We start from the raw sequence: 23340 nt of genomic DNA, 5'->3' as shown, positions 1-23340 counted from the left end.
GTTCACACCACGCCGACGTGACCGGCGCTCGATCCCGGACGGCGACGCATCATGATGAGCAGGAGCGGCGCCTGTGGCACCGCGCCTGATTCGGAGGACTGATGGGCCGCAACAGAGCAACACTCGCCGACGTCGCGCGGAAGGCCGGGCTGTCCAAGACCGCCGCGTCGATGGTGCTCAACGGCAGAGAGGGCACCCGGCTCTCGGCCGAGGCGCACCAGCGGGTGTTCGCGGCCGCCGAGGAACTCGGCTACCGGCCCAATCTCGCCGCGCGCAGCCTCCGCACCCGCAAGACGGCCACCATCGCGTTCGTCTCCGACATCGTGGCCACCACCCGGTTCGCCGGTGACCTCATCCGCGGCGCCCTCGACGCGGCCCGGGAACGGGACCACGTCCTGCTCATCACCGAGACGCAGGGCGACGCCACCTTCGAGCAGTACGCCATCGAGGCCGTCCTGGACCGGCAGGTCGACGGGGTGATATACGCGGCGATGGCGACCCGACGGCTGACCGTGCCCGCGGCCATCCTCGGCGGGCCGGTGGTGCTGCTCAACGCCACCAGCCCCGACGGGCTGCCCAGCGTGGTCCCGGACGACGAGGGCGCCGGTCGCTCGGTCGCCACCGCCCTGTTGGAGCTTGGCCACCGCGACGCGATCGCGCTCATCGGCCGAAACCGACTCAAGGAGGACGACCCGGAGGTCTCGCTCGCCGCCCGCGCCCGCCTGCACGGCATCCGGCAGACCCTGGACGAGGCGGAGGTCAGCCTCCTGGCCGAGTGTTTCTGCACGGAGTGGTTGCCCGAGCACGGTTACGCCGCCATGCGTGGCCTGCTGAGCAAGCCGAAGCGACCCAGCGCGATCATCTGCATGAACGACCGGCTGGCCTTCGGCGCCTATCAGGCGCTCGGCGAGGCGGGGCTGACCGTCCCGGAGGACATCTCGGTCATCTCGTTCGACGACGACCCCATCGCCGCCTGGTTGCGTCCCAGCCTGGCCACCACGGCGCTGCCGCACGAACAGATGGGGCGGCGAGCTGTCGAACTGCTTCTGGACGGGGGCGCCGCCGAGCCCTCGCTCGTTCCGATGCCCCTGCGCCGACGCCGGTCCCTCGCGCCCCCGGCCGGCTGAGCACCACCCCTCCGACCCGTACCGACGGGTTGGCTCTGGCCGACGCTAAAACGGTTTAGTGCTAGGTTTCCGGCCATGCTTCGTCTACCCGACCACTGGGTGTGGGACAGCTGGTACGCGCGGGACGACAACGGCCTCTGGCACGTGTTCTTCCTGCGCGCGTCCCGCGCCCTGCACGACCCGCACCGCCGGCACCGCCGGGCCACCATCGGCCACGCCGTCTCGGCGGATCTGCGCTCGTGGCGCCTGGTCGCCGACGCCGTGGTCCCCGCCGACGCGCCCAGCTGGGACGACCTGGCGACCTGGACGGGCTGCACGGTCCGCGGGCCGGACGAGCGGTGGTACCTGTTCTACACCGGCGTCGGTCGCGCCGAGGACGGGCTCGTCCAACGCATCGGACTGGCCGTCTCCGACGACCTCATGACCTGGCACCGGCACGGCACCGAGCCGATCGTCCAGGCCGACCCCACCTGGTACGAGCTGCTCGACAAGGACCTCTGGTACGAGCAGGCGTGGCGCGACCCGTGGGTGTTCCCCGACCCCGACGGCGAGGGTTGGCACATGCTCATCACCGCCCGCGCCAACACCGGGCCGGCGAACACCAGAGGCGTCGTCGGCCACGCCACCTCGACCGACCTCGTCACCTGGACGGTCGCGCCGCCGCTGTCGACACCGGCCGGCTTCGGCCACCTGGAGGTGCCCCAGGTCGCGGTCCTCGACGGGCAGCCGCTGCTGCTCTTCTCCACCGAGGCCACCGGCAGTGCCCGGCGCGACGACCACCGGATCTGGGTGGCGACCGGCGAGAGCACCCTCGGGCCGTGGGACATCGCGTCCGCCCAGCCGTTCACCCACCCGCACCTGTACGCGCCCCGGCTGGTCCCCGGACCCGACGACGACTGGTCCCTCATCGGTTTCCTCGACCACATCGACGAGACGTTCGTCGGGGAACTCACCGACCCCATCCCGGTCCGCTACAGCCTCTCGACCGGGCTGACAGTGGTCGAGGGGCAGTAACCGGACAGGTCCGGGCCGAGGCGTGTCGCCCCGACCCGGACCCGTCGGTGCCCAGCTGATGGATCAGCTGCGCAGCTGCCACTGCTGGTTGGTGCCGCCGGTGCAGGACCAGAGGATCAGCTTCGTGCCGTTCGCCGTCGCGGCGCCGTTGGCGTCCAGGCAGAGACCCGACTGCACCCCGGTGATCGTGCCGTTGGCGTTGACGTTCCACTGCTGGTTGGTACCGCCGTTGCAGTCCCAGATCACCACTGTGGTGCCGTTGGTGGTGCCCTGTCCGGAGGCGTCCAGGCACTTGGTGCCGTAGAGCATGAGCTGCCGGCTGGCGGTGTGGGTCCACCGCTGGTTGGCGGCGCCACTGATGCAGTCCCAGATCTGAGCCTGCGTGCCGTTGGTCGTGCTGGAGTTGCCGATCTCGGCGCAGCGGCCCGACTGGGCGCCCACGATCTGCACGTTCGTCGGGTTGGTGCTGCCGCCGCTCTGCACGCCAGCCGTGTTGATCACCGTCTGCGCGCCCGACGGCCAGCTGCCGTTGCTGACCACGACGTTGCCGTTGACCACGTTGCCGCGGTCGCCGTTGGTCACGTTCGTGGAGTTGTTCGTCGACCAGTTGTTGGTGACGGTGAAGTTGCCCATGTTCTCCGCGTACCAGTAGTTGGCGGTGGCCCAGGTGCCGGTGGAGGAGAACACGTTGTTGCGGGCGGTGTAGTAACGGGAGCCCTCGTCGAAGTAGAGCCCGAACCAGCCGTTGGTCCGCAGGCAGTAGTTCTGGTTGATCGTCCCGCCCGGGTTCGCCGACAACGTGTAGATGCAACCGCCGTCGGTCATCTGCTGCATCACGTCGTGTACGTAGTTGCCGATGACCTGGTTGTTGGCAGCGGTGGTCGCCGTGGTGTAGCGCGGCTGGTAGTTGTACAGGCCCCGGTTGGCGTAGTGCTGGCTGCCGCCGGCGTCGTTGGCGCCCCAGCCGTAGCCGACCGACAGGCCGGTGTACGGCATGTTGTAGACCTCGTTGTACGAGACCGTCGCCGTGTTCACGTAGGTGGTCAGGATCGAGACCACGCCCCGGTACTCCAGGCCGAGATCGTGCACCCGGTTGTTGCTGATGGTGATGTTGCGGTTGACCATCCGCTGGTCACTGGGGTGGTGGGCGTCGGCCCGCACGCCACCGACGACGACGCCACCGGCGGAGTTGCGGGCGATCTCGGAGCGGGTGACGGTGATGTTGCTGGCGCCCAGGCCGACACCGCTGGCGTGGGCGTTGGCGTCGTTGCCGATGCCGATCGCGGTCTGCCCGAGGTTGACGAACTGGGAGTCGCTGAAGGTGACGGTGTTGGCCGCGGAGACCTGCACGGCGGCGGGCATCTGGTTCCAGTTCGGCCGGGTGGCCTCGAACTGGGGGCAACCGGCCTGGCAGGAGGTCAGCGCGTCGGACGGCCGGGACCAGGTGCCGGTGATGTGGGCGCCGGTCTGCTGGTCGGCGAAGCCGTTGCTGCTGCTCGGGCCGAGCCAGCTGGTGCCGGTGAAGGTGATGCCGCTGAACGAGATGTGGTGCGCGGGCGCGTCGAGGGTGCCGCCCACGTTGACCAGGGACTGCAACTGCGGCAACTCGACGCTGACGGAGCTCATGTTCTGCCCGGCGAGCGGGATGTAGTTGAGCTGACCGTTGCTCGGGTTGAGATACCACTCCCCCGCCGCGTCCAGGAACTCGTACGCGTTGGTCAGGTAGAACGGACCGGCGCGGTGCGGGCTGGAGAGGGTGTCGAACCCGAAGGTGTTGTTGTTCCACGCGGGCTGCTGCATCGTCAGGAAGTTCCCGCTGATGCTCTGCACCGGCGAGTACCGGTCGGTGAACGAGCCGACGCTCTCCACCTCGATCCGGTTCTGGTTGCCGAGGTTGTTGAGGTAGTTGAGCGCGCTGTTGGTGAACCGCATGCCCGACGTGGTGAAGGTGAAGTTGGAGCGGGTCATTGCGGTGCGCGCCCGCGTGGCGACGGCCCCGTTGACGTAGAGCTGACGGGAGTCGAGCCCGGCGGGAACGTTGGCCCGCCAGATGTTCTTCGCGGAGTCGACGAGCGACCAACCGGTGACCGCCCGGGCGCCGGTGATCGTCGGACGCGCGCCGGTGGCCGCGCGCCAGATCACCTGATAGCCGTTGTTGCCCGAGTCGGCCGCGGTGAACCGCAGCGGCGACGAGAGCCGGTACGCGCCGTTGGCAAGCTCGACGACGATGTCACCGGACATCGTGCTGTTGATCGCCCGCACCGCGGTCTGGGCGGCGGTGAGCGAACACGGTTGGCTGGCGGAACACGCGGTGCCGGTGCCGGAGGGCGACGCGTAGAGGGTGGTGGTGGCCGCGAGGGCCGGGGACGCCGAGGCGGTTACCGCGACCAGGGCGGTCACCGCTGCCGCGGCGGCGCCGGCCAGCAGTCGGCGCAGCGGCGAGAGGGACGAGGACACGGGACGGTGCTCCTGACGTGAGAACGGGGTGGGGGTGGCGGAACGGCCTCGACCGGCGCGGGGGTGGCCGGTCGGGGCGGTCATCCGAGGATCTCCCGGAGATAGCGCAGGCCGTCCGTGGCGAGACGGTCCTGCGAGGGGGCCAGCGGACGCCAGATCGCGGCGGCGGTGGCGATGGCCTCGTTCTCCGCGGTGAACGACTCGATGCAGATCGCACCCTGGTAGCCGGTGTCCCGCAGGACTGTGAAGAAGCGGGGCCAGTCGAAGTGGTCAGCGCCGGGAGCGCCCCGGTTGGTGCCGCTGACCTGGACGTGCTTGATGTGCCGGCCGGCGACGGCGAGGGCCGCGTAGGGGTCGGCCTCCTCGATGTTCATGTGGTAGGTATCGATCATGATGCCGACGTTCGGCGGTAGCCCGTCGATCAGCTCGACCGTCTGCTCGATCGTGTTGACGACGCTGGTCTCGTAGCGGTTCAACGCCTCGACACCGATGCTCACGCCCACCTCGCCGGCCTGCTCGGCCACCGGCGCGAGAGCTCGCCGGAAATCCGCGTAGCAGGCCGCGCGAGCCGTTGGCGACATCCGCCAGGTGCGGCCCACCGAGGCGTACGCGGGGCCGCCGACGCACGGAGCGCCGACGGCCGCCGCGCTCGCCACGCAGCCCTTGAGGTACGCCACCGTCGACTCGACCACCGCAGGCGCGGCGTCGACCAGTTCCCGCCCCGGCGAGGTGACCACGCAGACGCCGGCGGCGACGAGGCCGTGCGCCGCCAACAGGTCCCGGGTACGGATCGGGTCCCAGTCACCGGGCTGCTCGATCGGCAACTCGACCGCGTCGAAGCCGAACGCGGCGATCCGCGGGATCAGCTCGGCCAGGGCCTTGTCGTCGACCGGAGAGGCCCAGACCCAGGGGTTGACGCCGATGGCGTACATCAGGCCCTACTTCCAGCGCTGTGGGTAACCGGGCAGGTCGGTGCAGCCGCACATGGCGTAGTGCAGCGGCGGCATACCCGGGTCGAGGTACTGGTCGAGGTTGTCCTGGGTGACGGTCGGCTGCGGCAGCTTCCACGGGTTGGACACCTGCTGGCCGTCGAGGATCCGCAGCGCCGCGATGATCGGCGTACGCCACTGGTAGGTCGGGTAGGTCGGCGCGATCGCGGTGAGCTTCTTGTCCTTCCAGATCTTCAGGAAGTCGAGCTGGTCCTCACCGTTCATCGGCGGAACGGGCTTGCCCGCGTCCTGGAACGCCTCGACCGCCGCGACGGCCACCGCTCCGGCGTCCATCCAGACCCCGTCGATCGTGCCGTACCGCTGGATGTAGTCGTCGACGATCTTCTTGGTCTTGGCCGGATCACCATCGGTGAACTCGACGCCGACGACGTCGACCTTCGCCTTGTCGAACGCCACCTTCGCCGCCGACCAGCGGGTCTCCAGGACGTCGACGCCGGGCAGGATCCGCAGGGCGAGGACCTTGCCGCCGGGCTTCATCTTCTGGCTGACGAACTCGGCCCCGACGTGACCGAACCCGTAACCGCCGATGGGGTTGATGAACGTCACCGGGCACTTCGTGTTGACACCACGGTCGAAGACGACGACCGGCAGCCCTGCCTTGCAGGCCGCCTCGACGGCCGGGGTGAGCGTGGCGGTGGTGTTCGGCGAGACGATGAGCGCGTCGCAGCCCTTGCCGAGCAGATCGTTGATGTCCGCGATCTGCTTCTGGTCCTTGCCCTCGGCGTCGACGTGCACGAACTCCTTGATGCGGCTCTTCTGCGCCTCGACCTCGGCCTGCATGGTCTTGAAGCCGACCTGCCGCCAGGGGTTGTTCAGGGCCGCGTTCGAGAAGCAGATCTTGTGCGGGCCGTTCTTCTTGAACTTGGCGGTGTCTACCATCGTCGGGTTGAGCACCTGCTCCCACGGCTTGTCGGCCGGGCCCGTCGGTGCCGCGTCGAGCAGCCCGAGCTCGGCGTCGTAGTCGGCCTGCACGAAGAACTTCGACTGGTCCCCGGTGCCGGACCCGGCGGCGGTGGAGGCACTCCCCGACGGGCCCGCGGCCGGCTCGTCGGTCGCACAGGCGGCGAGGGACAGCAGGGTGACAGCGGCAATGGCCGCCATGGAACGTCGCACTATGGATTCCCCTTTATCTCGAAGAAGAACGCGTTGCCGAGACCGCCACGGCGAGCAGGATGATCCCGCCCTGGACGGTCGACCTGAGGGCGCCGGAGACGCCGTAGAAATTCATGAGGGCGAAGAGCAGTTCGAGGGTCAGCGCGCCGAGCATCGCCCCGACGACCGCGCCGCGGCCCCCGCCGAGCGCCACCCCGCCGAGGACGACAGCGGTGATCGCGCCGAACTCCAGGCCCGCGCCGGCCTGGAACGACACGCCGCTGTAGCCGCCCAGGAGGATCGCCGCCACCGCCGCCGCGAGCCCGCTGAGGATGAAGGCGAAGGTCCGGGTACGCCACACACGTACGCCGCTCAGCTCGGCGGTGCGCGGGTTGTCGCCGACGGCGACCAGCGTCCGGCCGAAGTCGGACCGCATCAGCAGCACGGCCGCCACCGCCAGGACCACCAGGACCATCAGCGCGTACGGCACGCGGCCCAACAACGGCACGTCCTCGAAGGCCCGCCGGCCGAACCGCCGGAACTCCTCGGAGAGCCCACCCTTCGGGGCGCCGTCGGACCACAGGTAGACCGCGCCGACGAGGATCAGGAACATGCCGAGGGTGGTGATGAACGACGGCACCCGCAGCCGCGTGGTGATCAGGCCGTTGACCAGCCCGACCAGCGCTCCGAAGGCGAGCAGGAGCAACACCACCGGCCAGGTACGCGCCGGGTCGCTGTCGATCAGTCGGGCGGCGACCACCACCTGCGCGGTGACCAGGGATCCGACCGAGAGATCGAACTCGCCGGACACGATCACGAAGTACTGGCCGGCGGCGAGCAGGATGATCGGCGCCGAACGACCGAGGAAGGACATCAGCGACGGCGGGGCCAGGAAGTCGGGCTGCCGGATGCCGACGAGCACCAACAGCACCGCGAGGATCGCGAGGATCGGCAGGACACCACCGGGACGCACCCGCGGCAGACGCAGCGGCAGGGAACGGGGCTGGACGGTCTGCATGGCTAGGCCGCCTTTCGCATGGCCCGGCGGGCGTAGACGGCGACCGCGGCGATGATGATGACGCCCCGGATCACCTGCTTGAAGAAGGCGTCGACCTCGAGCTGGTTGAAGATGGCGTCGATGCTGGCGAGCAGCAGCACCCCGCCGACAGTGCCGATGACGCCGCCGCGCCCACCGGCGAGGGCGGTCCCGCCGATCACCACAGCGGCGATCGACTCCAGGTCGTAGAGGCCCTCGGTGCCGACGCGCGGGGCGCCCGAGCCGAGCCGACTGGCGAGGTAGATGCCGGCGAGCCCCGCGCACATCGAGCACAGGACGTGGGCGGTGACGAGGACCCGGTCGTTGCGGACACCGGAGAGCCGGGCCACCTCCGGATCCCCGCCGACGGCGACCAGATGGTGGCCGAAGCGGGTCCGCGAGAGCGCGAACCAGGCCGCCGCGGTCACCACCAGCAACAGCAGGAACGACACCGGCACCGGCCCGACCCGCTGGTAGCCGAGCGACTGCACCAGCGAGGGCGCGGTGGCGCCGGCCGGACCGTCGTAGCCGTTGTCGAGGTAACCCTTGAGCAGCAACCCGACGCCGAGGGTCGCGATGAACGCGTTGACCCGGAACCTGGTGACCAGGAGCCCGTTGAGCAGCCCGACGCCGGCGCTGACGACCAGCACCAGGCCGATCGCCGGCAGCACCGCGCCGTCGCTGCCGTTCATCGTCTCGGCCGCGACCAGGGTGCTGAGGCTGATCACGTACGCCACCGAGAGGTCGAGCGAGCCGCCCAGGATGACCAGGGTCTGGCCTACCGCTACCAACCCGAGGCCGGCGGCGACGTGCAGCAGACTCACGGTGGTGGACTGGTTGAAGAGCTGGCCGCCGTCGAGCAGGACGACAAGCCAGCCGATGGTGAGGGTCAGGGTCAGGGCCACGAAGACGCCGGGTACGGGGCGCCGGGCCGGCAGCAGCGACAGGGCGCTCATGGGGTGGTCTCCCGCACGGTGCCGACCGCCAACGCGACGACCTCCTCCTCGGTCGCGCCGGCGGGCAGCTCGCCCGCGACGTGACCGTCCCGCATGACGACGATCCGGTCACTCATCCCCAGCAGCTCCGGTAGATCGGACGAGATCATCAGCACGGCCGCGCCATCCCGGGCGAGACGGCGGACGAGGTCGTGGATGGCGGACTTCGCGCCCACGTCGATGCCGCGGGTCGGCTCGTCGAAGAGCAGGATCCGCGGACTGAGCGCGAGCCACCGGGCCAGCACGACCTTCTGCTGGTTGCCCCCGGACAGAAAGCGGATCTCCTGGTCGTCGCCGGCGCCGCGGATCTCCACGGCGGCCAGCAGCTCGCGCACCCGGGCGGTCCTCGCGGCCCGGCCGGACCGCGCGGCGAAGACGGCCCGGCTGGCGAGCAGCGCGTTGTCGAGCACCGACTGCCGGGGGACGATCCCCTCGCCCTTGCGGTCCTCGGTGACGTAGGCGATGCCGGCCCGCATGGCGGTGCGGGGTGAGCGCAGTCGGACCGGCCGGTCGTCGAGCGTGACGTCGCCGGTCGTGAACGGCGACACCCCGAAGATCGCACGGGCCAGCGCTGAGCGCCCGGAGCCCTGTAGGCCGCCGATGCCGAGCACCTCGCCGGCGCGCAACTGGAGGTTGACGTCCCGCAGCTTCCGGTTTCCCGCGTCGCGGAGGTTGAGCCGCACCGGGCCCCGGTCCTCGGGGGCGGCCCGGTCCGGGTAGTAGCTGGACAGCTCCCGGCCGACCATGTGCCGCACCAACTCGTCGGCGGTGGTGGCCGCCGTGTCCACTGTGGTGACGCGACGGCCGTCCTTGAGCACTGTGATCCGACCGGACAGGTCGAAGACCTCGGCGAGCCGGTGCGAGACGTACAGCAGGCCGATGCCCCGCTCCTGGAGGCGGCGCACCAGCCCGTAGAGCAGCTCGACCTCGTGGTCGGCCAGCGCGGCGGTCGGCTCGTCCATGATGAGCAACCGCGCGTCCAGGGCGAGCGCCTTGGCGATCTCGACGACCTGCTGCTGCGCGACACCCAACTGCCCCACCCGGGCGTCGGCTGGCAACGTGGTCTCACCGATCGAGGCGAGCAGCCGCGTGGTGCGGTCGACCATCCCCCGACGGTCGACGAGCCCGCGACGCACCGGCTCGTGCCCCAGGTAGACGTTCTCCGCGACGGTGCGCTCCGGGAGCAGGTTGAACTCCTGGTGGATGATGCCGATTCCGGCCCGCTGCGCGTCGCGCGGACCACGGAACGTGCGCGACTCACCGGCGAACTCGACAGTGCCCCCGTCCGGGGCGTACCCGCCCGAGACGATCTTCATGAGGGTCGACTTCCCGGCACCGTTCTCACCGACCACGGCGTGCACCTCGCCCGGTGCGACATCGAGGTCGACACCGTCGAGAACGCGTACTCCGAGGAACGACTTGCCGATGCCCCGAAGGGTGAGGAGCGGCGTCGGCGGCGGATCTGACATCCCGAAAGTCCTCACAGACAGTAGTCATTGACATGGTTGAATGCCACACTACGGCGGCTTTGAGGCGCCGAACATCAAGCTTTCGTGCCAACAGCGAGGACTTACGTTCTTGCGGTGCAAACATTTCCTTGACACCGGCGAAACATCACACGTATGAAGATAGATGTTTGGATGCGGGTCCGCAATCCTCGATCAAGCCCGACTGGCAGGTCGGGCCGGGATCGACAGGCGGCACCGCAGCGAGGGAGCCAGGCACGGACGCCGTCCACCGGGCAGGACGTCGGACGTTACTTCGCGGATTGACAGTCATCGATCTCTAGCTCATCCTGACCTCGTGGACCACGGGACGAGAACCACAGCAGCGGTCACGCTGTGTGACGTCCCGCAGGTCTGACTGCCGTTGCGGCGAACGGCACGAGGACAGACCAGCGCGCCCGTGTCCCCTCACGTGTCCAGGGTCAACCTGACGCGTCGTAGGGCCCGTGGGTCGCAATCCCTACGCCCGCCCAACTAGGAGACGGCATGCGTCGTAACACATTGCTCATCTCAGTGATCGCCGGCCTGTTGCTGGCGCTCGGACTCGCTCCACCCGCGTCGGCCGCCCCGGCCTTCCGCGCCCTGGTGTTCAGCAAGACCACCGGCTACCGGCACGACTCGATCCCCGCCGGACTCTCCATGCTCCAGCAGCAGGCCGCGGCGAACAACTTCGAGATGGTGGCGACCGAGGACTCGAGCGTCTTCACCGCTGCCAACCTGGCGACCTTCGACGTGATCGTCATGCTCCAGACCTCCGGCATGGTCTGGACCTCGGCGGCGCAACGCCAGGCGGTGGAGGGCTACCTCGCCAGCGGCAAGGGCATCGTCGCCATCCACAACGCCACCGACATGGGCATCGAGTCCGAGTACCCGTGGTGGGACCAGACCATCAACGGTGGCGCCCACATGCCTGAGCACTCCCCTGGAGTGCTGCCCGGCACCGCGATCGTCGCCGACAAGAAGCACCCGTCGACGGCCTCCCTGCCGGACCGGTGGAACCGCAGCGAGGAGTGGTACAACTTCGACACCAACCCGCGCGGCAAGGTGCACGTCCTGGTGACCGCCGACGAGCGCACCTACAACCCGGGATCCCGGGCGATGGGCCCGGACCACCCGATCTCCTGGTGCCGCGACACCGGCGGCGGGCGGGTGTGGGCCACCGCGATGGGCCACGCGATCGCCTCCTACAGCGAGACGAACTTCCAAAACCACGTCCTCGGTGGCATCAAGTGGGCCGCCGGGAACGCTGCTGGCGACTGCGGCGGCACCGTCTGGGGCAACTTCGAGAAGCGCACCCTGGACGACAACACAGTCGACCCGATGGCGATGGCCGTGGCCCCGGACGGGCGCGTGTTCTACGCCCAGCGCGGCGGGCAGCTGAAGATCTTCAAGCCCTCCACCAACAGCACGGTGACCGCCGGCACGCTGAGCGTCTACACCGGCGGTGAGGACGGCCTCACCGGCATGGCGCTGGACCCCAACTTCGCCACCAACGGGTACGTGTACCTGTACCACTCGCCGGCGAGCAGCTCGACCGACGTCAACCGGGTCTCCCGCTTCACGATGAGCGGCGACACGCTGAACACGTCCAGCGGCGTGACGATCATCGACATTCCCGCGTACCGGGACCGGACGTTCCCGGAGCCCGGCCACACCGGCGGTTACATCGAGTTCGGCCCGGACGGCAACCTCTACATCGGCACCGGCGATGACACGCCCCCGAACCTCGACCCGAACTGGCAGGGTTACGCCCCGCTGGACTGGCGCTCGGGCAAGTCCAACCTGGACGCCGCCCGGACCGCGGGCAACACCAACGACCTGCGCGGCAAGCTGCTGCGTATCCGCCCCGGAGCCAGCGGCAGCTACACCATCCCGAGCGGCAACCTCTACCCGCAGGGCACGGCACAGACCAAGCCGGAAATCTACGCGATGGGCTTCCGCAACCCGTTCCGCTTCTCGATCGATGCGGCCACCGGCTGGGTCTACCTGGCCGACTACGGACCGGACCGCAACCCGCCGACCACCAACCGGGGCCCGGAGGGCCTGGTCGAGCTGAACGTGATCAAGACGCCCGGCAACTACGGCTGGCCGTTCTGCCACGGCAACAACCAGCCCTACGCGCCGTTCAACCCCGACACCGGCGTGGTCGGCGCGAAGTTCAACTGCTCCGCGCCGGTCAACAACTCGCCCAACAACACCGGCCTGACCAGCCTGAAGCCGGTCGTCATGCCGAACATCTGGTACGGCTACCCCGCCTCGACGACCTTCCCGGAGCTCGGCTCCGGCGGCTCCGCTCCGATGGGCGGCCCGGTCTACCGGTACGACGCGTCGAACCCGTCCCAGACGAAGTTCCCGCCCTACTACGACGGGGTGCACTTCTTCTACGAGTGGTCGCGCAACTACATCAAGGAGGTGCACTTCGACTCCTCCACGGCGGTGACCCGCACCAACCCGTTCCTGCCCGGCGGTGGGTTCAACAAGCCGATGGACATGGAGTTCGGCAAGGACGGCTCGCTCTACCTGCTGGAGTGGGGCACCAACTTCGGCGGCGGCAACAGCGACTCCGGGCTCTACCGGGTCGACTACATCCAGGGCGGCCGGTCACCGATCGTCAAGGCCACCGGCACACCCACCAGCGGCACCGCACCGCTCACCGTCCAGTTCAGCAGCGCGGGCACGTCCGACCCGGACGGCAACACGCTGAGCTACCTGTGGACGTTCGGCGACGGCACCACCTCGACGGCGGCCAACCCGTCGAAGACGTACACCTCCAACGGCAACTACACGGCCCAGTTGAAGGTCACCGACAGCACCGGTAAGACCGGCTTCGCCAACGTCCCGATCACCGTCGGCAACAGCGCCCCGGTGGTCACCATCACGACACCGGGCAACGGAGGCATGCTGACCTTCGGCGACAAGGTGTCGTACCAGATCACCGTGACCGATCCGGACGGCGGCACTGTCGACTGTTCGAAGGTCATCCTCAACCCGGCACTGGGTCACGACGACCACGCGCACGAGACCACGGAGTACCCGGGCTGCTCGGGCACCATCTCCACCGACCTGCTCGGTGGGCACCCCGATGGCGCCAACCTGTTCTACGTGCTGAACGCGCGGTACACCGACAACGGCGGCTCGGGAGGCGGGTCCCCGCTCACCGGCACCGCGCAGGCGATCCTGCAACCGAAGCACAAGCAGTCCGAGTACTTCAGCAGCCAGTCCGGCATCCGGGTCGTCGACCAGGCTGCGGCGGAGAGCACCAAGCGCGTCGGTGACATCTCCACCAACGACTGGATCGCGTTCAGCCCGATGAACCTCTCGGGCATCTCGACGGTCAGCTACCGCGTGTCGTCGCCCTCCGGTGGCGGTTCGATCGAGCTGCGCGCGGGCTCGCCGACCGGCACCCTGCTGGCCACCACCACGGTGCCCAGTACGGGCGGCTGGGACAACTACCAGTCCACGACTCCGGTGAGCGTCGCCGCCTCCAGCGGGACGCAGACGCTCTACATGGTGTTCAAGAACAGCAGCAACTCGTTCGATCTGGACTCGCACACCTTCGGCGGAAACGGCGTCGGAACGCCCGGCAGTGGTAACGGCGGTGGTCTGGCGGGCAAGACCTACACGGTCACCGCGCAGCACAGCAACAAGCTGATGGACGTCAGCGGTGTCTCCACCGCCGACGGCGCCCAGATCACCCAGTGGGCGAACACCGGTGGCAACAACCAGAAGTGGCAGGCGGTCGACGCCGGCAACGGCGCGCTCTACCTCAAGGCGGTGCACAGCGGCAAGTGCGTCGAGGTGGTCGGCAGTTCGACCGCGGCGGGTGCCTTCCTCCAGCAGGCCACCTGCAACAACGGCAACCAGCAGAAGTTCACCGCCACCGCGACGGGAACCTCCGGCGTGTACACGGTGAAGAGTGTGCTGAGCGGTCTCTGCGTGGACGTCAACGGTGCTGCCACCACCGACGGCGCCCGGCTGTTGCAGTGGACCTGCCACAGCGCCGCCAACCAGCAGTGGCGGTTCACCGCGGTGTGACCCCGCGGCTGTCGCGGTAACAACTGACGTCCCGGTCGGGACCGGTATCCGAGGAACGGAGCCGGTCCCGGCCGGGACGTCGTCGTTGGTCAGGCAGGCCGACCGGGCAGCGTTGCGAGCAGCCCGGACGTCGCCAGGTCGTCCCACAACTCCTCCGGCACGACGATCCCGGACCGTCGTACCGTCTCGACCGCCTGCGCCTCGTTGCGGATCCCGACCACCGTCGACACCACGGCCGGGTGCCGGCGGACGAAGGCGAGGGCCGCCTGCGGCAGCGTCACCCCGTACGTCTCGCAGACAGTGGCGATCCTCCTCGCCCGCTCGATCAGCTCCGCCGGCGCCTGCTGGTAGTTGTAGACGGCGTCGGCCGGCGGCCGGTCCCGCGACAGCAGCCCCGAGTTGTAGACGCCCGCGATGACCACGCCCACCCCCCGGTTCTCGGCGGCCGGCAGCAGGTCGGCGACCGCACCCTGTTCGAGCAGGGTGTACCGCCCGGCGCACATCATCACGTCGACGTCGGTCTCCCGCACGAACCGCGCCAGCATCGCCGACTGGTTCATGCCGGCGCCGATGGCGCCGACGACGCCCTGGTCCCGCAGGTCGATCAGGGCGGGTACGGCCTCGTCCGCGGCCTGCTGCCAGTGGTCGTCCGGGTCGTGCAGGTAGACGATGTCGAGCCGGTCCAGCCCGGTCCGGTCCAGGCTCGCCTCGATGGAGCGGAGCACGCCGTCGCGGCTGAAGTCCCACACCCGCCGGTGGGTCGCTGGCACGTCGAACCCGTCGGAGTCCCGCAGGTGCGCGTCCTGGGGAGACGGCACCAGGAGTCGCCCGACCTTCGTCGACACCACGTACTCGTCGCGCGGCCGTTGGCGCAACGCGGCGCCGAGGCGGCGCTCGGACAGCCCGAGACCGTAGTGCGGCGCGGTGTCGAAGTACCGGACGCCCGCCTCCCACGCGGCGTCGACCGCCGAGGCGAACTCCTCGTCCGTCGTCGTCCGGTACAGGTTGCCGCCCTGGGCCGCACCGAACCCCAGCTCGGTGAGCCGTACCTCCGGGCGGCGCGGCAGTGCGCGCGCCATCATGACGCCGCCAGCCCGTAGACGCGGCGTGCCGTCTCGCCCCAGACCGACTCGGCCCCGTCCTTGCCCTCCAGCAGTTCCGCCAGGCTGTCGACCCAGCGCTGGTACGAACTGGCGAGCAGGCAGACCGGCCAGTCCGAGCCGAACATCAGTCGGTCCGGCCCGAACGCGTCGAGGGCGTCCTCGACTGCGGGTCGAAGGTCCTGCGGCGTCCAGTGCGGGAGCGGCACCTCCGTCACCAGCCCGGAGAGCTTCGCCGTGGTGTTCGGCGAGGCGGCCAACGACCGCAGGTCCCGGCTCCACTCCGCCATTTCCGGACGACCGACCGCGGGCTTGGCCAGGTGGTCGAGGACGAAACTCACCTCGGGCAGGTCGCGCGTGAGGCGCGCGGCCATGGGGAGTTGGTGCTGGCGTACCAGCAGGTCGAAGACGAGGCCGGCGGCTCCCACCGCCGCGATCCCCCGACGGACGTCCGCACGGTCCAGGTACGCCGGGTCGGTCTCGGACTGCACGAGGTGGCGGATGCCGACGAGGCGTTCCCCGCCCCGAGCGGCCTGGAGACGGTCGAGGCGGTCCGGAACGTCGTCGGCGGTCAGGTCCACCCAGCCGACGACCCCACGGACCAGTGTGTCCTCGGCCGCCACGCCCAACAGGTCCACCGTCTCGCTGTCGGAGGCGATGGACTGCACCACAACTGTCGCGGTGACCCCGGCCGCCCGGGCCGGCGGCGCGAGATCGGCGGGTTCGAAGTCGGCGTCGATGGCCGCCATCGTCACCGGGTCGATCCACGGCTGCGGGTGCCGGGCACGGACCCAGAGGTGGTGGTGTGCGTCGACGATCCCGGCGCGCCCGGGCACCTGTGCGCCCGTCATCGGCCCAACCAGCCGCCGTCGACGGGCAGCACGATGCCGTTGACGTAGTCCGACGCGGTCGACGCCAGGAACACGGTGGCACCGCCGAGATCGTCGGCCCGGCCCCACCGCCCGGCCGGGATCCGGCCGAGGATCGCCTGGTTGCGGTCGGGGTCGTCGCGCAGCGCCTGGGTGTTGTCGGTGGCGATGTAGCCCGGCGCGATGGCGTTCACGTTCACCCCGTGTGCCGCCCACTCGTTCGCCAGCGCCTTGGTCAGGCCGGCCACCCCCGACTTCGACGCGGCGTATCCGGGGACGGTGATGCCGCCCTGGAAACTCAACAGCGACGCGGTGAAGATGATCTTCCCTCGGCCACGCTCGACCATCGTCCGGCCGATCTCCCGGCTCAGGATGAACTGGCTGCTGAGGTTCACCTCGATCACGTGGTCCCACATCTCGTCCGGGTGCTCCGCGGCCGGGGTGCGGGCGATCGTGCCGCCGTTGTTCACCAGGATGTCGACCGGCCCGAGAGCGGTGATGTCGCGGGCCAACCGGTGCACGGCCGCCCGGTCACCGAGGTCCGCCCGCAGCGCGGTGAACCGCCGGCCGGTGGCCCGCACCCGACGTTCGACCTCGCTGCCCTCGGCTTCGAGTTGGGCGGAGACGCCCACGATGTCGGCGCCGGCCAGGGCCAGGGCCTCGGCCATGGCGAGGCCGATACCGCGCCGCGCCCCGGTCACGACGGCGGTCCGTCCGGACAGGTCGAACAGGGCCGTCACTGGTTACCCTCCCGCACATCGAGCAGCACCTTCATCACGCCGCCACCCTCCAAGGCCGCGAAGGCAGCGCCGGCCGCCTCGACCGGCTCGACCCGGGAGATCAGCCGCTGCGCCGGGATCGCACCGGAGGCGACCAAACGGATAGCCTCCACCATGTCGTCACGCTGATACAGCCGGGCGCCGAGAAGTTCCAGCTCACGCCAGAAGAACCGGTGCAGGTTGACCTCCCGGGGCTGGGGATGGATCGCCACCATGACCAGCCGCCCGCGAGTGGTGAGGACGTCGACCGCCGTGGTCACACCGGCCGGGGAGCCGGAGACCTCGAAGGCGATGTCCGCGCCCGCGCCATCGGTACGGTCATTGACCAGCGCCACGACATCGGTCGCTCGCGGGTCGACGGCCTCGATCCCGATCCCCTCCGCCACCTCGCGCCGGAACGGGTCCGGCTCGACCAGGAGCACCCGCGCGCCGCGACCCCGCGCGACGGTGGCGATGAGGACGCCGACCGGCCCGCCACCGACCACGACCACCTCGTCGTCGGCGGTCACGTTCCCCCGGCGTACGTCGTGCACGGCGACCGCCACCGGCTCGACGAGCGCCGCGTGGTCGAGGGGCAACTCCTCCGGGAGCGGCAGGACCAGCTCCACCGGCACCGTCCAGGAGGACTGCATGGCACCCGGTGAGTCGATGCCGAGGAAGTTCATCGCGTGGCAGACGTGGGAGTTGCCCCGCTGGCAGGCCGCGCACCGTCCGCAGGGTCGGGTCGGCATCACGGTGACGGGCTGACCGACGTTCCAGCCGGTCACGCCCTCGCCGACGGCCGCGATCCGCCCGGACATCTCGTGCCCGATGATCGCCGAGTCACCGACCCGGGCGTCCATGTCCCCGTGGTAGATGTGCAGATCCGTACCGCAGATCCCGGTGTACGCGACCTCGATCCGTACCTGGCCGCGGCCCGGTGGCTCCGGATCGCGGTTCTCGATTCCGAGGTCTCGCGCTCCCCGGTAGACGACTGCCTTCATCGTTCCTCCGTCTCGACGGTCGGTACGTCGGTCGTGCCGACCGGGCATGGCCGTGGGTGCATCGCGTCGCGATGCACCCACGCCTTCCCTGTTCTGGTGGTCAGCTCAGTGCCGTACGGTCGGCGACACCTCGTTGCGGGAGTTCAGCGGCACGACCGGCACCTGGCGGGTGGGGATCACCCCGTCGACCCCGGCCAGCAACCGTCGTCCGGCCCGCTCCGGCCGAACGTTGGGGCTGTCGGCCGTCTGCGCCTGCGGGCGGCGGTTGGCCGCCCGGATCCGCTCCTCGTCCACCCGGACCCCCAGCCCCGGTGAGTCGCCGAGGATGAAGGCGCCATCCTCGACGTGCAGGTCGATGGAGACACCAACCGGAGAGTGCAGGTCCTGCAACTCGCTGGTCAGGTGGTTCGGCACCGAGGTCGCGGCGTGCAGCAGCCCGACCGGGCTGTTGCCGATCGGGCTGACCGGCAGGTCGTGGGCGTGGGCCAGGGCGGACGCGCGCAGGAAGTGGGTGACCCCCCAGACGGCCGCCATCTGGACGATGTCGACAGCGCCGGCGGCGATCAGCGGGCGGAACTGTTCGAGCCCGGTGAGGTTCTCACCGGTGGCGACCGACGCGGACACGCCTCGGCTGACCGCGGCGAGGCCCTCGGCGTCCCAGCGCCGGACCGGCTCCTCGATCCAGATGAGATCCAGGGTGCGTTCCAGCTCGCAGACGTGCCGGACGGCCTGCTTGCGGGTCCACGCCTCGTTGACGTCGAGCATCAGGCCCGGCCGTCGACCGTGCCCGGCCTCGGTCAGGACCTCCTTGACCAGGCTCAGACGGTGCCGATCGCTCTCGATGTCGAGGCCGCCCTTGAGCTTGGCCGCTCGCAGGCCGTGGCTCGCGTAGACCTCGTACTCCGCGACGAGTTCGTCGTCGGTGAGCCCGATGTCCAGCCCGGACGCGTAGGCGGTGACCCGACGGTCCCGTCCGCCCAGCAGCCGCCACAGGGGTTCGCCGGCGGCCTGCGCCTTGATGTCCCAGAGTGCGGTGTCCAGAGCGCCGATGGTGCCGAACACCGGCCCCGCGTGACCCGCCTTGAAGGTGTGCCGCAACATGCGGTCGTACAGGGACGTCACGGCCCGGGGGTCTTCGCCCTCGATGGCTGGGAAGATCCGCTCGATCTCGACGTGCGGCCCGAGGCCGACTCCCGAGATGCCCTCGTCGGTGTCGACGATGACGATCGAGACCGGGACCACCCCGTCGGCGAACACACCGTTGGCGTCGCCGACTGGTCGGCCCCATTCCTGGACCGTGGAGAGCGTCCGATATCCCGTGATCCGCATGTCAACCCTTCGTGGAACCGGCGGCCACGCCGTCGGCAATTTGGCGCTGGAGGAACAGGTAGACCAACAGGACGGGTATCGCGGCGATCAGCACTCCGGAGGCAAAGGTGGGGATGTTGTCGGAGTACTGACCGCGCAACGAGGTCACACCGATCATGAGCGTCCGATGATCGGCCGACGGCATCATCACCAGCGCCATGAGGACGTCGTTCCAGCAGAACAGGGCGTTGAGGATGCCGACCGACAGCAGCGCCGGGGTGCCCAGGGGCAGCATGATCCGGCGGTACACGCCGTACACCGTGTTGCCGTCGATGCGCGCGGCGTCGACGATCTCCGGCGGAATGCCCTTGTAGTAGCTGGTCATGAGAAAGACCGTGAAGGGCAGGAACTGGGCCACGTAGACCAGGATCAGGCCCGGGTACGTGTCGATGAGCGCGGTGTCGGCCATGATCCGGGCGAGCGGCACCATGATCACCTGGAACGGGATGAAGAGCCCCGCGAGGCAACCCAGGAACAACGCCGACGAGCCGCGGAACCGCAGTTGGCTCAGGGCGAAGCCGGCCATCGACCCGAACAGCAGCAGCAGGAGCACCGACACCGTCACCACGAACAGCGAGTTGACGAAGTAACGGCCCATGCCGACGCTGTTCCACGCCGTGCTGATGTTCTCCCAGCGCAGGGCGTCGGTCAGGCCGAACCGGTCGAGGATGTAGTCACGCCGGGTCTTCATCGCGACATTGGCGGTGAACAGCAGGGGGTAGATCGTCGCCAGGGCGAGCAGCGACATGGGGATGGCGACCAACCACCGTCCCAGGTGGAGGCGAGACATCAATCCTCCTTTCCCGATCGTTCGAGCAGCTTGATCTGCAACAGCCCCACCACGAGCATGATCATGAAGAGGATCGTCGACGCGGCCGAGGCGAGAGCCGGACGGTTCATCTGGCCCTGCTGCTTCCAGATGTAGAACTCCGGCAGGTACGTCGACCCCTCCGGCCCGCCGCTGGTCATCACGTATAGCAGCCCGAACATCGAGGTCAACATGCCGATCATCGTGGTCACGAAGACGAACTGGATAGTGCGTGAGAGGCTCGGGACGATCACGTGCCAGACCACCTGGCGCAGCGACGCCCCGTCCACCCGGGCGGCGTCCAGCAGCGCGGGGTCCAACGTGGCGAACCCGGCGAGGAACACCACAAGAGCCATGCCGAAGGTGGCCCAGATGTGCACGCCGACCACCATGAACATCGCGATGCCCGGGTCACCGAGCCAGTCGATCGGCTCGACACCGACCGACCCGAGGACGGCGTTGAGCGGGCCGTCGAAGGCGAGCAGCAGGTTGAAGATCGCACCGACGATGACAGGTGAGAGCACCGCGGGGAAGAAGTAGACGCTGCGGTAGAAGCGGTGACCGGGCACCCGCAGGTAGATGAACGTCGCGAGCAGACCGGGGATCGCCACCGCCACCGGCAGCAGAAGAACCAGCAGCCCGACGTTCTTCAGCGCGGTCTGGAACAGCGGGTCGGCGAAGAGCTCGCGATAGTTGCCGAACCCGACCGCCGTCCCGTTCTGCGCACCGTCACCGGTGAAGGAGAAGTTGACCCCGAGGAGCAGCGGGTAGAGCCGCAGCAACACGATGATCAGGACGGCCGGAAGGACAAGGATGTAGGGGGCGAAGCGCTCGGCCCGCGGGCCGCCACGGGTGCGACGGGGTCGTGCTCCATGCCGCTGCGCGGCGGGGGTGACCGCCGCCCCGCCGGTCCGTCCGGCCGAAGCCGGACGGACCGTCGGTTGCGTGTTTCCGATCGGCACGAGGTCAGCCCGCCTGGTCGGAAGCGGCCAACTGCTTCACCACCTCGTCGACGGTGACCGAACCGCTGAGCAGCTGCTGGGAGAGGCGCCCCATCAGGTCCAGCGTCTTCGAGGAGAGCGCCACGTGCAGAGCGGGCTTGCCACTCTTCAGCTCGCTGACGATCGTGGAGACCGCGGGCCCGCCCGCCGACACGTCGATGGTGGTGTCGGCGGCGATCGCGCCGGCGTCGGCGTAGAAGGCCTTCAACGCGTCGGCCGAGCTCAGGGAGCGCGCCAGGTCGGCGGCCACCTTCGGGTCCTTCGTCCACTTGGCGACCGCGTAGCCGATGCCACCGTCGTACGGGAGACTCGGGGTGGTGCCGGCGGTGACGACCGGGGCCTTCATGACGCCGAGCTTCTCCGCGGTCAGGAACTCGTTGAAGTCCTGCCAGTGCCCCACGTCCGACATCAGACCCATGACGTGGGCGGCCTTACCGGACTGGAAGAGCGCGAAGGAGTCGTTGAACATGGCGGTCGAGTTGGCCCCGTCGCTGTTCATCTTCTTGTCGCCGGACTCCTTCCAGGTCTGGAAGATCCGCTTGACGTTGGGCGAGTTCCAGTCGCGCTTGCCGGCAATCCAGCCGTCGTACTCCGCGGCGGTGAGGGTGGTAGAGCCCAGGCTGGAGAGCCAGAACTGGATGCCGACGCCCTCCTTGTTGCCGAGGGCGAAGCACTTGGCGCCGGCCTTGGCGATGGCGGCGCAGTCGGCGACGAACTTGTCCCACGTGGTGGCCGGGCTCGCCGGGTCGAGGCCGGCCTTCTGGTAGATCTCCTTGTTGTAGTAGATGGGGTAACCCTGGAGCGTCACCGGGGCGGCGTAGGTCTTGCCGTCCTTGGCGAACGCCTCCCAGCCGGCCAACCGCTGCTTGTCCTCGGCCACGTACTCGTCAAGGGGCACCAGCGCGTCCACCCGGTCGCGGATCTGACCGCCACCGTTGAACAGCATGACGTCCGGGCCCTTGCCGGACTGGATCGCCGCACCGAGCAGGGTGTAGTACTGGTCGAAGGGCTGTGCGACGAACTCGACCTCGACGTCGGCGTGCTTCTTCTTGAAGTCGGCCTTGGCCTTGTCCAGATAGGATTTGGCGAATGGCTCACCGGACTTCCAGTCCCACACCACCAACTTGCCGTCCGAGCTGGTTGACTTGCCCGAATCGCTAGCACTTCCACAACCGGCCAGGGCCAGGCCCACAACGAGGACGGCCGACCATATTGCGCGCTGTCTCATCGATTGTCACCTCTGTATGGGGGGTGGCCGGCGGGTGCCCCGCGAGCCAAATGTTGACCGGAAGGTAACTCGTATGACGTGTGACGTCAACAGTCGGCCGTACACTGGCCCAGACGTCGTGCCACGGCGAGCCATTCGGAGGGGGACATGACGCCACCGCAGGAGACAGCCCTGAACAGCCCGGGGACCCCGGCGTGGGTGCGTCGGCCGACCAACCTCGCCAGGGCGGTCACCGCCGAACTGGTGGAACGCATCGTCCGCGGCGTACACCCGTCCGGAACGTCCCTGCCCCCCGAGCCGATCCTCTGCGAGACCTTCGGCGTGAGCCGGACCGTCGTCCGGGAAGCAGTGAAGATCCTTCAGGAGAAGGGGCTGGTGCAGGTCCGCCAGGGCGCCGGCACCATGGTCACCCCACCGTCGCACTGGGACATGCTCGACGAACTGGTCCTCGCGGCGACCATCGCCGTGGACGACAGCCTCGCCATCCTCGACGACCTGGTCGTCACCCGACGGGTGCTGGAGTCCGACATGGCGAACGTCGCCGCCCGCCTCGCCGACGCCGAGACCGTCGATCGACTACGGGCCATGGTGGACCGGATGGACGAACTCGTCGACGACCACGTCACCTACCACGACCACGACCGGGCCTTCCACGACACGATCATGCAGGCATCCGGGAACCGCATCGCCCGTGGTGTCGTACGCGCGCTGGAGAGCCAGGTCATCAACACCGCCCGGTACATGGGCCGCACCGAACGCGCGTTGTGCGTGGCGTCCAACCAGGGTCACCGACGCATCTACGAGCGCATCGCCGCCCACGACCCCAACGGTGCCGCCGAGGCGATGTTCACCCACATCACCGAGGCCTGGCTGGTCCGCCGCAGTGGCTCGGGGAGTCCCGTCCGCCTCGAACGCTGACCGTCCCCGGCAACC

17 protein-coding genes and 1 pseudogene are annotated in these 23340 nt (G+C 69.3%); 4 read left to right on the top strand and 14 right to left on the bottom strand.

The window, feature by feature from the left end:
- Positions 1-101: 101 nt before the first annotated feature.
- Positions 102-1127, top strand: coding sequence for a LacI family DNA-binding transcriptional regulator (locus IW249_RS18655; RefSeq protein ID WP_196921923.1), 1026 nt, complete (start codon positions 102-104; stop codon positions 1125-1127).
- A gap of 54 nt (positions 1128-1181) precedes the next feature.
- Positions 1182-2141, top strand: a pseudogene (locus IW249_RS18650) (family 43 glycosylhydrolase); the annotation flags it as partial.
- 63 nt (positions 2142-2204) lie between these two features.
- Here IW249_RS18650 and IW249_RS18645 read toward each other — a convergent pair.
- The 6 genes from IW249_RS18645 to IW249_RS18620 all read right to left on the bottom strand — a co-directional run bounded on the left by IW249_RS18645 (position 2205) and on the right by IW249_RS18620 (position 10200).
- Entirely contained in the window at positions 2205-4598 is a 2394-nt protein-coding gene (locus IW249_RS18645; protein WP_196921921.1) for an RICIN domain-containing protein, read from the bottom strand.
- An 80-nt stretch (positions 4599-4678) separates the two neighbouring features.
- Positions 4679-5530, bottom strand: coding sequence for a sugar phosphate isomerase/epimerase family protein (locus tag IW249_RS18640; protein WP_196921920.1), 852 nt, complete (start codon positions 5528-5530; stop codon positions 4679-4681).
- 6 nt (positions 5531-5536) lie between these two features.
- The gene (locus IW249_RS18635) at positions 5537-6721 is read right to left on the bottom strand and encodes a substrate-binding domain-containing protein (RefSeq protein ID WP_307788630.1); all 1185 of its coding nucleotides are present in this window, start codon (positions 6719-6721) and stop codon (positions 5537-5539) included.
- A 13-nt stretch (positions 6722-6734) separates the two neighbouring features.
- A complete protein-coding gene (locus IW249_RS18630; RefSeq protein ID WP_196921919.1) occupies positions 6735-7718 on the bottom strand; it encodes an ABC transporter permease in 984 nt (327 codons plus the stop codon).
- A gap of 2 nt (positions 7719-7720) precedes the next feature.
- On the bottom strand, positions 7721-8692 hold the full coding sequence (locus IW249_RS18625; protein ID WP_196921918.1) for an ABC transporter permease: 972 nt from the start codon (positions 8690-8692) through the stop codon (positions 7721-7723).
- Positions 8689-10200, bottom strand: a complete 1512-nt coding sequence (locus tag IW249_RS18620) for a sugar ABC transporter ATP-binding protein (protein WP_196921917.1) — start codon at positions 10198-10200, stop codon at positions 8689-8691. Before IW249_RS18620 ends, IW249_RS18625 begins: the two co-directional genes overlap by 4 nt.
- Positions 10201-10722: 522 nt before the next feature.
- On the opposite strand from IW249_RS18620, the gene IW249_RS18615 reads away from it, so the two are divergent.
- Positions 10723-14271 (top strand): ThuA domain-containing protein, encoded by a 3549-nt coding sequence (locus tag IW249_RS18615; protein WP_196921916.1) that lies wholly within the window; start codon positions 10723-10725, stop codon positions 14269-14271.
- An 89-nt stretch (positions 14272-14360) separates the two neighbouring features.
- Here the strand turns inward: IW249_RS18615 and IW249_RS18610 are convergent, their stop codons facing one another.
- The 8 genes from IW249_RS18610 to IW249_RS18575 all read right to left on the bottom strand — a co-directional run bounded on the left by IW249_RS18610 (position 14361) and on the right by IW249_RS18575 (position 22407).
- Positions 14361-15350 carry an aldo/keto reductase gene (locus IW249_RS18610; protein ID WP_231392570.1) on the bottom strand — a complete coding sequence of 330 codons (990 nt, stop codon included), beginning with the start codon at positions 15348-15350 and terminating at the stop codon, positions 14361-14363.
- Positions 15350-16222, bottom strand: coding sequence for an amidohydrolase family protein (locus tag IW249_RS18605; protein ID WP_196921914.1), 873 nt, complete (start codon positions 16220-16222; stop codon positions 15350-15352). Before IW249_RS18605 ends, IW249_RS18610 begins: the two co-directional genes overlap by 1 nt.
- The gene (gene kduD, locus IW249_RS18600; protein ID WP_196921913.1) at positions 16219-16980 is read right to left on the bottom strand and encodes a 2-dehydro-3-deoxy-D-gluconate 5-dehydrogenase KduD; all 762 of its coding nucleotides are present in this window, start codon (positions 16978-16980) and stop codon (positions 16219-16221) included. The genes IW249_RS18605 and kduD overlap by 4 nt, the downstream gene beginning before the upstream one ends.
- Positions 16977-18002, bottom strand: coding sequence for a zinc-dependent alcohol dehydrogenase (locus IW249_RS18595; protein WP_196921912.1), 1026 nt, complete (start codon positions 18000-18002; stop codon positions 16977-16979). Before IW249_RS18595 ends, kduD begins: the two co-directional genes overlap by 4 nt.
- 105 nt (positions 18003-18107) lie before the next feature.
- Positions 18108-19331, bottom strand: a complete 1224-nt coding sequence (locus IW249_RS18590) for a mandelate racemase/muconate lactonizing enzyme family protein (protein WP_196921911.1) — start codon at positions 19329-19331, stop codon at positions 18108-18110.
- Position 19332: 1 nt separating this feature from the next.
- The gene (locus IW249_RS18585; protein WP_196921910.1) at positions 19333-20160 is read right to left on the bottom strand and encodes a carbohydrate ABC transporter permease; all 828 of its coding nucleotides are present in this window, start codon (positions 20158-20160) and stop codon (positions 19333-19335) included.
- Entirely contained in the window at positions 20160-21140 is a 981-nt protein-coding gene (locus IW249_RS18580; RefSeq protein WP_196921909.1) for a carbohydrate ABC transporter permease, read from the bottom strand. Before IW249_RS18580 ends, IW249_RS18585 begins: the two co-directional genes overlap by 1 nt.
- Positions 21141-21144: 4 nt before the next feature.
- A complete protein-coding gene (locus tag IW249_RS18575; RefSeq protein ID WP_196921908.1) occupies positions 21145-22407 on the bottom strand; it encodes an ABC transporter substrate-binding protein in 1263 nt (420 codons plus the stop codon).
- A gap of 147 nt (positions 22408-22554) precedes the next feature.
- Between IW249_RS18575 and IW249_RS18570 the strand changes: the two genes are divergently transcribed.
- Positions 22555-23325, top strand: a complete 771-nt coding sequence (locus tag IW249_RS18570; protein WP_196921907.1) for a FadR/GntR family transcriptional regulator — start codon at positions 22555-22557, stop codon at positions 23323-23325.
- The last annotated feature ends 15 nt before the right edge of the window (positions 23326-23340 follow it).

It is taken from the genome of Micromonospora vinacea, from assembly GCF_015751785.1.
Taxonomy (GTDB): Bacteria; Actinomycetota; Actinomycetes; order Mycobacteriales; family Micromonosporaceae; genus Micromonospora; species Micromonospora vinacea.
Note: the sequence above shows the minus strand (reverse complement) of the source record. Positions and strands in the feature narration are given on the sequence as shown.